The sequence below is a fragment of the Thermoleptolyngbya sp. M55_K2018_002 genome, from assembly GCF_015295965.1.
GTDB lineage: Bacteria > Cyanobacteriota > Cyanobacteriia > Elainellales > Elainellaceae > Thermoleptolyngbya > Thermoleptolyngbya sichuanensis.
Map to the genome: position 1 here is coordinate 1 of NZ_DVEA01000393.1, position 13,170 is coordinate 13,170.

Consider the following 13,170-nt stretch of genomic DNA (forward strand, 5'->3'; position numbering starts at 1 on the left):
GGACTATGTGGACTTGAACGGCAGCACCGTGTATCCAGCCGCTAGCACAATCAAAACCCCCATTCTGGTTGCCTTTTTGCAAGACGTCGATCGGCAGCGGGTGCGACTGGATGAGTCTCTGACCTTGCAAACGATTGATATCACAGACGGCTCCGGTGAAATTCAGTTTATGGAAGTGGGCAGCCAGCTTAGCGCCCTGGATACCGCGACCAAAATGATCACCATTAGCGACAATACGGCCACAAACATGGTGATTCACAAGCTGGGCGGACTGACCGCACTCAATAGCCGATTTCGCGATTGGGGCATGAGCCACACCGTACTGAATAATCTCCTGGCAGATTTGCAAGGCACGAACACCACCAGCGCCCGCGATTTGTCGCTGCTGCTAACAGCCGTGAGCCAGGGAGATTTGCTGTCGCTGCGATCGCGCGATCGTCTGCTCGACATCATGCGCTCCACGGTAAACAACAACCTCTTGGCGGCAACTCTCGGGCCTGACGCAAAAATCGCCCACAAAACTGGCAACATCGACAGTCTTTCGGGCGATAGCGGGATTGTAGATATGCCCAACGGCAAGCGCTACGTGATTACCGCCTTGGTGCAGCGGGCGGGCGATGCTGGGTCGGCAGCACAGCTCATCCAGCAAATTTCTCAGGCAACCTATCAATACTTTGCTCAGCCCCCTGCCGTTGCCATCCCGCCCAATGGGCCGGATTCTACGGCTAATCCCGCTACCGCGCCTTCGAGCCAGGATTCTAGCGCCTCTGATCCCGCACAGCAGCCAACTCTTTAGCAACTCAGCCAGCAACTTGGTGGAAAAAAGCACGTATCCTGCGCTCTATCTATCCACTGCTGAGCAATCATTAGAAGAATCTATACATTCCTGCTCTGCGATCGCTCGTGTGAGTCAGCTTCAGACCGACGCACGCCACCCCCTGCGAAGCATCGGATCTCGCACGGCTCAGCTCTCCGATTGCTGCTGACCGACAGACCTATCGGGCGATCGCCAACTTCCGCTTTCCCTATGCCCAGCGTTGTTCTCGTTAATCCCCAGATTCCCCCAAACACGGGCAATATTGCCCGCACCTGCGCCGCCACCTGTACACCGCTGCATCTGGTTGGCCCCTTGGGCTTTGAAATTAGCGATCGCTATCTCAAGCGGGCGGGGCTGGATTACTGGAAATACGTAGACCTCTACTATCATCCTGACCTGCAAGCATTCCAGCGCTCCCATGCCCAGCAGGGAGGACGCTGGATCGGCTTCAGCACTTCAGGGTTATGTAGCTATACAAAGTTTCAGTATCGAGATGATGATTGGCTGTTGTTTGGCTGTGAAACGACAGGTCTACCGGCTGACGTATTAGCTGCCTGCCACACTGTCGTCAAAATTCCGATGGCTCAACCCGGTGTTCGCAGCCTCAATCTCTCAGTCAGCGCTGCTTTGGGGCTTTTCGAAGCGCGTCGCCAGCTTGGGCTTTTAGACTAGCCCCGCCTCAAAGCTGACTCAGGAACAGCCTGATTCTCCTGTTCCTCAGGAAAACACTCACTCCATATCTATATATATATGGAACGGAACTTCCTCAGGCGAGTAATTTTATACAGAAAATTTTATTACAGATGCAGTGGGTTTAGAGTAAATGCCCAGGCTTTTCGTGCCTGAGTGCTAAATTTGGGCAGAATTGGGGCGATATCGGGGCAATATCGGGGCGACCTGAGGGCAATATGGGGGCGATCGCCCTTGAATCCCAGCGCTTGGAATCTAGTCCGACTGAGAAATTCTTGAGAACTCGCTCTGCTGCGAACCAGCTTCCCAACACTGCTGATCAGATTGCCCTAATCCAGCCCGAAAAAAATCAGGTCAATCCGAATCAAGCGCTTAGTTTGAAGGATACACAATAGAAGTCAGTAACCTGGAATACGAAAGAATAGGGGCTACCATAAGAAATCCCAATCTGAGAAGTGAGCCTTACAAGCCCTCCTCTAGGCGCGATTTATCCACTCGACAAAGCTTGGCATGGGTACTAAAAACCGGAGAAAAACGGGTGGTGTTTCTCCAGTTCGTCAACCGTGAAATCCTTGGATCTTCCTCCGTAGATTTGGAAGCTCGAAAGGACAATCGATTGAAAATTAGAAATCCTAATTACGCAAAAGCGCTCTCAGATTCCCACCAGAACCAGTAGCCAAAACTCTCCTCTGACAAGGCATTTGAGCTTTTCGCAAGATATCTTGTGTGAAGATAAAAGGCTGTAATTTATTTTTCTTTTTAAGGATTAATGCAGTTACCCTGTTAACAGCTAGTCTTTTTTGAAGAACTGGTGTAAGCTCATCGGTTGTTCTGAACGTCAAGTGATGAGCGTTTTTGTCTAAGTTAGACGTTTAGATTCTTTGACAAGGGTAGTTTAAGCACAGGGTTATTCCAGAGTGTTGATTTTTTTGAAGACTGGTGTAAGCTTGTCTAAGCAAAAAGCTTAAGGTAATCTTACCTAGTTGTAAGGCGCGTCAGTGATTAGAACCGCCGTCGGTCTGTGACTTCGGTCACTGCATCCGTGTCAACTTGATTCCAACGACTGGTTCCCTTTGAGGACAGTTGAACGCCGCTCAACAGGAGGTTGTTCTTTGAGACGAGCATTTCCGCAGAAGGTTAAGCCTGTTTCCTGTTATTCGTCTGACTACGCAGCCGAGGCAGGGCAGCCCAAGCAGAACCCCCGAGAGGTTAGCCGCAAGGCTCGCACTTCTGCCGCCATGCTTGGGTTAGCGCTCTCGATGGGCGCTTCTAGTTTGTTGCTCCCAAGGCACAGCGATCAGGCGACCGCAGCCGAACCGAACTCCGTTGAGTCCGAAGTTTATACAGGCTTGTCGGTTCCCCAAACTGATTCTCTGGATTCCCCCCTAGCAAGCCCTGGGATAGACGAAGTAGCTCCCACTGCTCCGTCCTCCCCTGTCAAGGCTTCGTCGTCCTCGACGTATTCCGGGGCGATGTTCACCCACCGGGTTCGATCCGGACAGACACTTTACAAGATCGCTCGTTACTACCGGGTTCCCGTTAGAACGCTTGCCGAAGTTAATGGTCTTTCCCTGGATTCTGTGCTTCGGGTCGGGCAAGCAATTCGAGTTCCGGGTCACCGGAGAGCAGAATCGGCTAGCGTCTCAGGGGTTGCGCCTGAGCGTACTCCGCAGCCAATTCCCAGTGTAGAGCCTTCACCCCTTGCAGCAGATACGCCTGCTTTATCTTCGGCAAGCGTTTTGGCTGAGCAGACAGCGCCATCCGAGGTGGCAGCTATTTCGGAGGAAATTCGCACCTCAGACCGTCCCCTCCGCTACGCCAGCCTCGAAAACCTCCGCCAGCGCCGAGAGCGTTTGCGTAGCGTGTTGACTAGCCAACAGTTGCAGTCGGCAGCGGGACCGTCTAGCTTGTCTAAGGATGGCACCACTCCTTCTGTCCGTATTCAGGGCGATGACCAAAGCAGCGCTCTGGGGGCAGATGAGAAGCAATTGGTTTCGCCTCCTTCGTCTAATGGGCTAGCCGCTTCGGGTTATGGTGAGCGGAGTTTGACAGCGGTGTTGCCGGCTGGCGGTAGTGTCCTGTATCGCGTTAAGCCAGGGGACACTTTGGGGGCGATCGCCCTTGCCTACAACGTTCCTCAAAGCGTTTTGGTAGCAGCGAACGACTTAGACAATCCCCATCAACTGCAAGTTAACCAGGTTCTTGCAGTTCCATCTGGCTCTGCAACGCTTGAGAGTTCTTCCAATGCTCTGAGTCAGCCTGCTGGTGATGTTTCTCTCAATCTAGAGCAGCCTGTGTTGCTGGCTCATCGCGTTTCTGCTGGAGAAACCATTGAGCAAATTGCGAGCGCCTACGGCGTATCGAAAGATGCTGTTGTAGAAGCCAGCGGTCTGCAAGATCCAGATGTAATTCAGATTGGTCAGGTTATTGCAGTTCCTGCCGAGTCGTCCGAGCTAGTGTCATCGGCCCGTCGCCAGTCTTCGGTCGTGCTGCCCCCGGCTGATTCTCGTCAGGTCGGCGAGGCTTCTACGGTGTTTGAGCCGTCTGATGCGGTGCCCACGGTGGCTACTGGCAGTTCTGTTCTGTTTGCGACTGAGTTTGTTGGGGTCGGGGGTATTGCTCCTGTCCGGAACGAAGCGGTACGTTCTGAGGTTGACAGACCCGGAACAACTGAGGTAGCGGCGGTTGTATTGCCTGCTCAAAATCCTAGCCGCACCTATGAGCATTTGCACCGACTGATCAACGATGTTGCTCCTTTGCGGTCGTCAGAGCCTTCAGAAGGGTCGAGTTTGGACAATCAGGCCAGCAAGTTCGCTCAAGACGATCAGCCCTCCGTGGTTGCAGCGCTCAACTTGAGAAGCGTTGGTTCGGCTCAAGACTTGGGCGATCGCTTTGTACCTTCTGTGCCTACAGTTGAACCTGCTCTAGAGGCTCGCCCTGGGGCTACTCAGCCTGACCCTGAGGTCGTGTCTGAGTTAGATGCGGGAGAGTTTGCGGTAAAGCCAGGAGCCTTGGATTCCCCTAGTCCTTCTGCTGGTGCTGAGCCTGAGCTAGTGGCTGCTGCTCCTGCTAGCGAATCTGCTCCTGCTGCCAGCAGCGGACAGCTTGTGGCAGTTGCCCCCCTCGGATCAGAGAGCTATGAGCCTCTTCTAGAGCCGCTGGTGGGTCGCATGGTTTCTCCTGAGCTACCTGCGCTGTCTCAGATGGATGCGTTTTTGCCAGAGGGGACTTCCGTTTCAAACGGTTTCATCTGGCCGGCGCGTGGAGTTCTGACCTCTGGATTTGGCTGGCGCTGGGGACGGATGCACCGGGGAATCGACATCGCAGCACCCGTTGGCACACCCATTGTGGCGGCGGCGGCTGGAGTCGTTGAGTTTTCCGGTTGGAACTCTGGTGGCTATGGCTACATGATTGACATTCGTCATGCAGATGGCACTCGCACTCGCTATGCCCACAATAGCCGTCTACTGGTGCGCGTTGGGGATCGAGTGGATCAAGGCCAGCATATCGCGGCGATGGGTAGCACGGGCTTTAGCACTGGGCCCCATGTCCACTTCGAGATCCATGTCCCGAACCAGGGTACGGTTAATCCGATGTCTCTCCTAGCGCGTCGATAGTCGAGTTCGAGAACGGATATCCCAAAAGGTTCAAGGGGTCGCTTTTGCAGTCATTTGCGAAGCGACTCTTTTGTTTGGAATGCAGCGTTCAGAACGCTGGAGATTGGACTATGCTTGAGTGTCGAATGAGGGCTGAGCATTCGCGAGTGGGAAAGCCAACTTGTAGCTTCCATCTGCCTTTATCCCCTTAGCAGTATCCGGGCGATCGCCCGATTTTCTTTTGGGTTTTCTTTTGAGCTTGGCTTTTATTTTGATGCTTTTTTAGGGAATATTGACCACAGCACCGCGACGCAGAGGATGGATTCACTATGCCCAGAACACCGAGCGAATTTGCTGTTCACCTGTTGATGGAGGGCGGACATCGAGAGGAAGTTCGTTTTTCAACAATTCAAGACTTCCAGAAATGGTACAGTGGCGAACTAGTTCCCAAAGCCACCTCGGATGACTTTATCAGCGTGCCGATCAAAAACATCCAGGGCGAGTATATGGTTGTCCGCCCCTCCAAAGTTTTGGCGCTGCGTGTCGAGCCGATTTTCTCTGGCAGTGTAGATCGATATTAAGCCGCTCAACCGAAATCAGGGCGATCCAATTCAAACGGGCGATCGCCCTTTCTGACTTGCCTTACCCGTCTTGATTGAAATGCAGCAACTCAGGCTCAGGTCAGGTGAAAGAGTTGTAAGCCGTCACCATCCCTGCACTTCTACCTGCCTTTGATGATGGGATTAAGCCTCTTCTTGAGGCTTCTCGGCAGGACTCGGCGATGCATTATATAGCGCGTCAAGCTGTTCGCGGGCATCTTCGACCGAGATCGATCGCATCACCAAATACGGCTCGTTAATCAGGTTCCCTGCGTCGTCCAGCAGTTCTGGATGAGAGGCAGACTGAAGGCGACTGGAGCGATAGGGCTGTGCTGGGGGCGCATAGGCACGCTGCGACTCTATACCCAGCGTCATCAGGCTGCGAATCAAGTTGCTGACTGCCAGCAGCGCCAGGATCGTAAAGGCAACGACATAAAGCAGATGTAGCATAGTGCTTTCCTTCTAAATTGCGTAACCCCGCCAACCTGAACCGTTGGCATTAGTTTTGAAAGTTTTGAACAGTCAGAGCAATTAACCCGTCGAGCAACTTAAGTTGCATCGTCAGATGCTTAACAAGCAGACACAAACTTCTCAGGTTCTCTCATAATTGCAGTACACCATTGCAGTACACTAACGACGCTCAGAATATAAGTGCATTCAGACCCGTCTCCACTGCCGAGGAATCGCTCAGCGAAATCCTCAAGGCTCTGAGTCTTGCGACTGAATCCGCTCTAGACGAAAACGACTCGAAACCTGCCAACACTCTGTGACCAGTGAGTGCCAGGGAACCATGACGGCTGCCTCTACACCCACCTTCCCGTCTGTTGCCCTAAGGAGCAACTGGGCCGTTTGCACCTCTTGCTGAGCTTGCAAAACTCGCGCTAATAAATCTGCCTGTTGCTCATTGCTGAGAAACGAAATGGGCTGGGATTCTAGCAGGGTTTGCGATCGCTCAAACCAATACTGAAAGTCTTCTAACAAAGGCTCTAACAGGGTTTTTAGCAAATCGGGTTCCGGTGTACTCGAACCAGACATAGAGGGTTAACTGAGTATAACTTTATCCTGTAATCTTAACGTGATTTACGTTTCGCAACAATTTTTGACACATAAAGTCAGACCCGCCCGATCGAATTTACAACCGGACGGGGCTTGTTTGCGTTTAGGTCAGGGAATTAGCTTTGGGGGATTAACCCGGAAGGCTAAGCCTGGACTGCTCCAGTCGAAATCAGCGCCACGTCAATGTAATCTTCACCGGGCTGGCTGATCTCGACACGCAGCCCCGGCCCGAAAAATCGCTCAATCTTTTCCCGCTTGCTGTTCCATTTTTCCAGCGAAACATATTCGGACTCGAATTCCAGAACGAGCGCATAGGCTCCGTCTCGATCTTCTTCCCGCAGGGCGACCAGCACCGGGCGCTCATCGTCCGTCGGCTCCAGCCCCAGGCTCTCTAGCGAACTATCGAGATGCGCTGACTGCCCGTAGCGATAGCGAGTCACGTCCTTGCGAATCTGATGCTGGGTTTCGGTTGCTTGCTGATCTCGCAGCGCCAAGGCAGCAGCCGAAGGCGGCTGAGAGTATGGAACTGGAGTCAACTCGGAAATTTTCAGCGCCAGCCCGCCCAACAGCAGGGGGATGCCGTAGAAAAACCCTACCAGATTGAGCGTGGCGCTGCTGGAGAAATAGGCAATGAAGCCTACCACGGTGAGCAAACCGCCCACGACCAGTCCGACCGTCCCTAGCGAAATACGTCCAAGCATAGCCACCACAGATGAAAGGGTTGTTAACAATTATTCAACATTGTTGGAACGGTTTGATAGGATGAAGTTTGTGTCTAGCTGAACGAAAGTTGTTTCGGAGTTTATTGAGGAGTTTATTTCCCATGCTGGATGCTCAAGTTTTGCGCGATCGCCTCAAGTTTCTGATGAGCAAGCGCGACTCACTCGTGCGCCTGCTAGAGCAGCCAGATTTGGGGACGCTGCGGATCGATGTTAACCAGGCGCTAGAAGAGCTAGACGACCTGATTGATGAGTTTAAGCGCACCTTTCCCGACGCTGAACTGAGCTAGGGCGTGCTTTAAAACCCTTCGATCCCCCCTAGCCCCCCTTAGATCCCCCCTAGCCCACCTTAAAAAGGGGGGAACTAAGCCGAACCACTCCGGAAGTCCCCCTTAGCTAAGGGGGATTTAGGGGGATCAACTCAAGGCAATCAACAACCTAGAAAGTTTTAAGACACTGTCTAGGGCTAGTTTCCAAGCTTCGGCTTTTAACACGTCAGCCCACTTAGCAAATCTTTCAAAAAACCATTCCTTGCTACCTGTTCTAACGTTACGCACGACTGTCATCATGACCGACACTTATAGGGTTGAAATTCTTCACCAGGGAACCGCCCACACGATTACGGTTTCAGCAGATGAAACTGTGCTGGCTGCTGCTGCCGCTGCCGGACTGGAGCTGCCGTCCTCCTGCAATGCGGGGGTTTGCACAACCTGTGCCGCGCAATTGCTATCGGGCACGGTGGAGCAGGGTGACGGCATGGGCATTAGCCCAGAACTGCAAGCTCAGGGGTTTGCGTTGCTCTGTGTTGCCTATCCGCGATCGGACTTGAAACTGGAGACGGAGAAGGAAGATACGGTATATGAATTGCAGTTTGGTCAGTTCCAAAAATAGGGATTGAGCATCGGCATCAGAAACCGAGAGTCAGGATTTAACGGACTGGGGCTGGCAATGAGGCTTGAGTTGGTAACGGTCGAAGTTTATCTGGGCGACGAGTTGGGCGAGTTGCAGACGGCGATCGCCCAAGCTCTGCTGGCCTACGGTGAGCCGCTGCGGTGGGCGGTGACGCGGGTGGAAGGCGATTCGCGAAGCAATCCCTACGGGAATCGCCAGCTTGCCCACGTCGAGGCGGTTGTAATTGTCCCATCATGACTTTTAAATCCTTTTAGTTAGATAGCTTAGACAGAATTTTCAACAGAATTTTCGACAGGAATTGATCGATCACAACCAATGATTTATCACAACCAATGATTTACAAGTGATCGACAAGAATCGATCAATTACCAATTGAGACAAATTGACGCACGACGGGGTAGCGGTCATGATTGGGCAACAGGCGCAGGACTCTCCAATTCCTTTAGATCAGATCCGCTATAACGAGGCGGGGCTGGTGCCAGCCATTGTGCAGGACTATCTGGATGGCACGGTGCTGATGATGGCGTGGATGAACCGCGAGTCGCTGCAAAAAACTATCGAAACGGGCGAAACTTGGTTTTGGAGTCGTTCTCGCGCTGCGTTGTGGCATAAAGGCGCAACCTCTGGGCATCTACAACACGTCAAGGCGCTGCGATATGACTGCGACAGCGATGCGCTGCTGGTGAGCGTGGAACAGGTGGGCGACGTTGCCTGCCATACCGGGGAGCGCAGTTGTTTTCATCAAATCGACGGGGCGATCGCCCCTCCGCCTGCTGATACGCTATCGCAGGTGTTTGAGGTGATTTGCGATCGCCGAGATCATCCCAACCCAGACTCTTACACCTGCAAGCTGTTGGCGGGTGGAGACAACAAAATTCTCAAAAAGATTGGCGAAGAGGCCGCTGAAGTGGTGATGGCCTGCAAAGATGACGACCCAGGGGCGATCGCCGGAGAAGTAGCCGACCTGTTCTACCATACGCTGGTTGCCCTGGCCCACCATAAGGTAGATCTGCGAGCGGTGTATCAAAAATTGCAGGAACGCCGCCGCTAAATCGCGCACTAAGGCAGCCGTGGATTCCCCGCATAACCCTAGCGCCCCATATCACTCTGGCGGTCGTGTCGTCCTTCCTGGCGAATCCGGTTGTCCAAATAGTGCAACGTCAAGATGGAAGGCAGAATGCTGGCAGCGCAGGCGATCCAGAAACCGTGTACGAGTTGAGCCGTGCCATCCATCGCCCAACCACCCAGAACCGGGCCAATGAAGTAGCCCGCTGCCCAGCAGAGTGAATTGACCGAAAGATACACCCCACGCAATTCTGCTGGAGCCAGCGCAACGACGAGCGAGGCGGCTCCTGGGGTGTAGGCAGCCGTGGCGATCGCCATCAGCACCAGCGCCAGCACTGCCCAGCCCAGCGGCATCACTCGCGCCATACCCGTCGCCCAAACTAGCCCAAACCCCGCGCCCCAAAACATCGCCGACACGATCAGCATTTGCGGCTGGGTTAGTCCTTGCAGCTTGCGAATCACCGGAAGCTGCGTCAGTGCCGTCAGCGCTACATAGCTCGAAAACAAGACGCTAATGGTGCTGGTGGAAAATCCGCGTCCCGCCGCAGTCGGCACAAAGTTGGCAAAGTAAAGCGGCAAGGCGCTGTTGAGCAACGCCAGATAGGTAGTAAACAGCGTACACACGACGGTAAAAATCAGCAGACTGCCGTCGCTGAGGGCCTGTTTCCAGCTTTTCAGCATGGACTGATGCGCCTGGGTGGGATTGCGGGTTTCGGCGATCGCCCGATACACAATCCCAAAAAAGATGACGTAGGACATTGCGTCGATCACAAACAGCGCCCGATAGGAACCCGTTGCTGCAATCAGCCCGCCGCCCAGCGCCACGCCCACGCCCAGCCCCAGACTGTCGCCCAGCCGCGCCAGCGCGTAGGCTTCGTTGCGCTGGTCGATGGTGGTCAAATCTGCGACGACCGTTTCGGTGGCCGGCCAATATAGCCCAATCCCCAGTCCCATCAGCAGGTTGCCGAGCAGGAAGGTGGGAAAGTCGAATGTGGCCGCCAGAATGGCCGAGGCCGCTGCCGACACCGCCGCCGACAGGAGCAGCGTCCGCCGTCGCCCAATCTTTGGGGAATCGGCAAATGACCCGCCCAGGACGCGCCCCAGCACTCCGGCGATCGCCCCGACCCCCAGCCCCACGCCCACTAGCGTCGCCGACAGCCCCACCCGGTTTACAAAGAAAATCGGCGCATAGAATAGCGTGAATCCAGTTCCCACCTGCGACAGCAGCCGCCCCGCAATCAAAATCCACACCCGAAAATCCAGATCCGGCAACCACCCCGCCAGTTTTCGTGCCAACACTCTCTCCACCACGCTTATCAAGAACCTCTGTAGTGTAGGGTTCCCCACCAGGGGGATGCATCCCCTGCTTGGCGGAAGTGATGGAGGTTAGATGGAGCTTAGAGCGGCCTCCCCGCCATCCCATCATGCCTTCCCGCTGTCTTCGCCTTCCCGCACTCGCCGCTCGCGGATCTCCCGGGCCCGCTGCTGGAGGTCTTTGAAGTAGCTGCTTTCGGTGATTTCGGCGACTTGGCGGGCGCGTTTTTCCTGGTCGATTTCGACGGTGGGCTTGATCACGCCCTGCACTTTTTCTTTCATTTGCTCGAACAGGGCTTCGGTGTAGCCGCCTTTGGTAGCGCGGTCGAGGATCACGACGGCGAGGGCCGTACTGAGGAGGGCGATCGCCGCTGGCGCAAGGGGCACCCAGCCGCCTTGCAGAAACAGCAGGTACGACAATCCCGCCAGCACCAGCACCGCCACGCCCTCAGCAATCAGGAACCAGTGGGCTTTGGTAATCAACCAGGCGATCGCCCCGCCCACCAGCGACCAGCCCAGTATCCAGAGCATTTCCACTGCCAGCGGCCAGTACCACACCAGGGCCCGCTCTCCCTTAGCCGCGCTGACCAAATGGCTAGCAATTTGGGCGTGGAGGATCGCACCAGGGGTGGGTTCGCCGCCGTCACGGTCGCCACTGTAGGGCGTTTGAAACAGGTCCTTCTTGATGCTGGAGGTATAGCCGATGATGACCATGCGATCTCGGATCAGATTAGGGGGCACCTGGTTTTGCAATACCTCCATCAGGCTGACTACGGGCGCGGCATGTTGTGCCGAGCGATAGCGCAGCATAATCTGATAGTCCGTCGCGCCTGTACGCCGATACCCTGCGGTCTGTCCTGCTGCCAGTGGTTTCAGCAATGCCTGGCCCAACTGAATTTCGCCGTTGGGGGCAGGAGCAGCGGCAATATTCTCGGACTGCAAGTAAAACAGCGCCATTGACAAGCCCAGAGAAACCAGCGGATTGTCGGCGGCGGGCGTGTTGCAGCGGTGTGCCGTTTCCTGGGGCAACCGCAGCGGATCGGTAATCACCAAGCTGGCGCGGCGGATTATACCCCTGGGGTCGAAGGGCAGGTCGGCAAAGGCTACCCGTTCGTCGGGCACACCGGGGGGCGGTGCAAGGCTGGGTTCATTGGCTTTGGTGAGGGTGCAGGCAGCAAGGATGCGATCGCTCTGTCGCAGCACGCGCAGCAATTCCCCTCGCCCCTCGCCCACAGGCAAGTCGCGCCCCACATCCAGCGCAATCACGCGCGGTTCCCCCTGCTCCAGATTTTGCAATGCTTCTGCCAGTGTGCCGTCGTGGATATCGGGCTGGCTCAGCGATTGAATATCCTGGTCGGAAATGCCCACCACCAGCAGCCGCTTGTCGGGCCCCAGATCGGGCGATCGCCGCACCAGCGCATCGTAGGTGTCTAACTCCGTACCTTGCAACAGCCCCAACTGGCGCACCGCCACAACTGCCCCTGTCACAGCTAAACTTGCCACACCCAGCGTCGCCGCCAGTGCCCGCAGCGCCTTCAGCCGTTTGCGCGTTGAACTCGAAAGGCGATCGCCCGATGGAGGAGTCATGGTACATGCAGCAAGGGAACTGCCTCTCATCCTAGGGCGGAGTCTGGGGGACAAGCGCCAGAGATCAGAGAAAATTCTGAATTGAGGCCCAACGTCCTGCCAAACGGAATGGGCGAAGCCCGCATTTGGCGGAGAAAACCACACTTGGGCTGGCTAGAAAGCCGTCTCCAAGGGCGCTGCCATTTTTTGCAGAATGAATTTGCAGAATGAATTTGCAGAATAAATGCGAATTGCCAGTGCGGATTGCGAACCCGCGAACCGTCACCCTGCAAACCATACCCCCTGCACCCTGCGAAACCCTATTGCACCCAAGGCAAGAATGACGATGAATCTGGATCACAATCAAAACCAACCGGAATTTTGGGACGGACACGGCTGCGCCCTGTGCGAAACGGAGCAATTTTCAGAAGCCGTGGCAGCCTTTGACCGGGCGATCGCCCTCGACCCCAGCTATTGCAAAGCCTGGAACAACCGTGGCAATGCCCTGTGCGGCCTGAAGCGCTACGCCGAAGCGCTGGATTCCTACGACCGCGCCGTGGCGATGCAGCCCGACTATCATCAAGCCTGGTTTAACCGGGGGCTGCTATTTGCCGAAATGCAGGCCTACGGCAACGCGCTGGAAAACTTTGAGCAGGCGATCGCCCTCAGCCCCGATCCGCGCTATCTCCACGCCCGCGAAGACATCTGGCTCAAGCGCAAACTGATCTCGGCATAAGTAAGAAAAGACCCCCTAATCAAAGTCCTCCTTAGCCAAGGGGGATTTAAGAGGATGTTTGAAAAGTCCTACTGTTTGTAGCAAAGCGTGCAAGATCCCC

General features: G+C 55.0%; 14 protein-coding genes and 1 pseudogene. 10 read left to right on the plus strand and 5 right to left on the minus strand.

Annotation, left to right across the window (positions count from 1 at the left end):
* The 5 genes and pseudogenes from IGS51_RS20035 to IGS51_RS20050 all read left to right on the plus strand — a co-directional run.
* Window positions 1-796: serine hydrolase (locus IGS51_RS20035; protein WP_297080544.1), on the plus strand; the 796-nt coding region annotated here is incomplete at its 5' end.
* A 231-nt stretch (window positions 797-1,027) separates the two neighbouring features.
* Window positions 1,028-1,489, plus strand: a complete 462-nt coding sequence (locus tag IGS51_RS20040) for a tRNA (cytidine(34)-2'-O)-methyltransferase (RefSeq protein WP_297080545.1) — start codon at window positions 1,028-1,030, stop codon at window positions 1,487-1,489.
* 1,490 nt (window positions 1,490-2,979) lie between these two features.
* Window positions 2,980-3,108: pseudogene (locus IGS51_RS22450) on the plus strand (LysM domain-containing protein); the annotation flags it as partial.
* Window positions 3,109-3,246: 138 nt separating this feature from the next.
* Window positions 3,247-5,124 (plus strand): peptidoglycan DD-metalloendopeptidase family protein, encoded by a 1,878-nt coding sequence (locus IGS51_RS20045; protein ID WP_297080546.1) that lies wholly within the window; start codon window positions 3,247-3,249, stop codon window positions 5,122-5,124.
* A 308-nt stretch (window positions 5,125-5,432) separates the two neighbouring features.
* Complete coding sequence (locus IGS51_RS20050; protein WP_068510696.1) at window positions 5,433-5,684, plus strand: hypothetical protein; 252 nt, start codon at window positions 5,433-5,435, stop codon at window positions 5,682-5,684.
* 162 nt (window positions 5,685-5,846) lie between these two features.
* Here the strand turns inward: IGS51_RS20050 and IGS51_RS20055 are convergent, their stop codons facing one another.
* From IGS51_RS20055 to IGS51_RS20065, 3 genes are all read right to left on the minus strand, one after another.
* A complete protein-coding gene (locus tag IGS51_RS20055) occupies window positions 5,847-6,152 on the minus strand; it encodes a DUF2973 domain-containing protein (protein WP_297080547.1) in 306 nt (101 codons plus the stop codon).
* Between the two features lie 249 nt (window positions 6,153-6,401).
* A complete protein-coding gene (locus IGS51_RS20060; protein ID WP_297080548.1) occupies window positions 6,402-6,737 on the minus strand; it encodes a DUF2605 domain-containing protein in 336 nt (111 codons plus the stop codon).
* 164 nt (window positions 6,738-6,901) lie between these two features.
* Window positions 6,902-7,459, minus strand: a complete 558-nt coding sequence (locus IGS51_RS20065) for a DUF2854 domain-containing protein (protein WP_297080549.1) — start codon at window positions 7,457-7,459, stop codon at window positions 6,902-6,904.
* Between the two features lie 125 nt (window positions 7,460-7,584).
* On the opposite strand from IGS51_RS20065, the gene IGS51_RS20070 reads away from it, so the two are divergent.
* The 4 genes from IGS51_RS20070 to hisIE all read left to right on the plus strand — a co-directional run bounded on the left by IGS51_RS20070 (window position 7,585) and on the right by hisIE (window position 9,440).
* Entirely contained in the window at window positions 7,585-7,767 is a 183-nt protein-coding gene (locus IGS51_RS20070; RefSeq protein WP_172358720.1) for a hypothetical protein, read from the plus strand.
* A 277-nt stretch (window positions 7,768-8,044) separates the two neighbouring features.
* The gene (locus tag IGS51_RS20075; RefSeq protein ID WP_297080550.1) at window positions 8,045-8,368 is read left to right on the plus strand and encodes a 2Fe-2S iron-sulfur cluster-binding protein; all 324 of its coding nucleotides are present in this window, start codon (window positions 8,045-8,047) and stop codon (window positions 8,366-8,368) included.
* 57 nt (window positions 8,369-8,425) lie between these two features.
* Window positions 8,426-8,626, plus strand: a complete 201-nt coding sequence (locus tag IGS51_RS20080) for a hypothetical protein (protein WP_297080551.1) — start codon at window positions 8,426-8,428, stop codon at window positions 8,624-8,626.
* 169 nt (window positions 8,627-8,795) lie between these two features.
* Window positions 8,796-9,440 carry a bifunctional phosphoribosyl-AMP cyclohydrolase/phosphoribosyl-ATP diphosphatase HisIE gene (gene hisIE / locus IGS51_RS20085; RefSeq protein WP_297080555.1) on the plus strand — a complete coding sequence of 215 codons (645 nt, stop codon included), beginning with the start codon at window positions 8,796-8,798 and terminating at the stop codon, window positions 9,438-9,440.
* Window positions 9,441-9,478: 38 nt separating this feature from the next.
* Here hisIE and IGS51_RS20090 read toward each other — a convergent pair whose 3' ends face one another.
* Complete coding sequence (locus IGS51_RS20090) at window positions 9,479-10,753, minus strand: MFS transporter (RefSeq protein WP_297080552.1); 1,275 nt, start codon at window positions 10,751-10,753, stop codon at window positions 9,479-9,481.
* 123 nt (window positions 10,754-10,876) lie between these two features.
* Entirely contained in the window at window positions 10,877-12,355 is a 1,479-nt protein-coding gene (locus IGS51_RS20095) for a CHASE2 domain-containing protein (RefSeq protein WP_297080553.1), read from the minus strand.
* Window positions 12,356-12,674: 319 nt separating this feature from the next.
* Here IGS51_RS20095 and IGS51_RS20100 point away from each other — a divergent pair, with 319 nt between their 5' ends.
* Entirely contained in the window at window positions 12,675-13,070 is a 396-nt protein-coding gene (locus IGS51_RS20100; RefSeq protein WP_297080554.1) for a tetratricopeptide repeat protein, read from the plus strand.
* Window positions 13,071-13,170 lie beyond the last annotated feature (100 nt).

Bases quoted from the DNA above. Each gene is read 5' to 3' on its own strand.
- IGS51_RS20040 (WP_297080545.1), top strand. From the start codon at position 1,028: ATGCCCAGCGTTGTTCTCGTTAATCCCCAGATTCCCCCAAACACGGGC.
- IGS51_RS20050 (WP_068510696.1), top strand. From the start codon at position 5,433: ATGCCCAGAACACCGAGCGAATTTGCTGTTCACCTGTTGATGGAGGGC.
- IGS51_RS20055 (WP_297080547.1), bottom strand. From the start codon at position 6,152: ATGCTACATCTGCTTTATGTCGTTGCCTTTACGATCCTGGCGCTGCTG.
- IGS51_RS20060 (WP_297080548.1), bottom strand. From the start codon at position 6,737: ATGTCTGGTTCGAGTACACCGGAACCCGATTTGCTAAAAACCCTGTTA.
- IGS51_RS20065 (WP_297080549.1), bottom strand. From the start codon at position 7,459: ATGCTTGGACGTATTTCGCTAGGGACGGTCGGACTGGTCGTGGGCGGT.
- IGS51_RS20075 (WP_297080550.1), top strand. From the start codon at position 8,045: ATGACCGACACTTATAGGGTTGAAATTCTTCACCAGGGAACCGCCCAC.
- IGS51_RS20080 (WP_297080551.1), top strand. From the start codon at position 8,426: ATGAGGCTTGAGTTGGTAACGGTCGAAGTTTATCTGGGCGACGAGTTG.
- hisIE (WP_297080555.1), top strand. From the start codon at position 8,796: ATGATTGGGCAACAGGCGCAGGACTCTCCAATTCCTTTAGATCAGATC.
- IGS51_RS20095 (WP_297080553.1), bottom strand. From the start codon at position 12,355: ATGACTCCTCCATCGGGCGATCGCCTTTCGAGTTCAACGCGCAAACGG.
- IGS51_RS20100 (WP_297080554.1), top strand. From the start codon at position 12,675: ATGACGATGAATCTGGATCACAATCAAAACCAACCGGAATTTTGGGAC.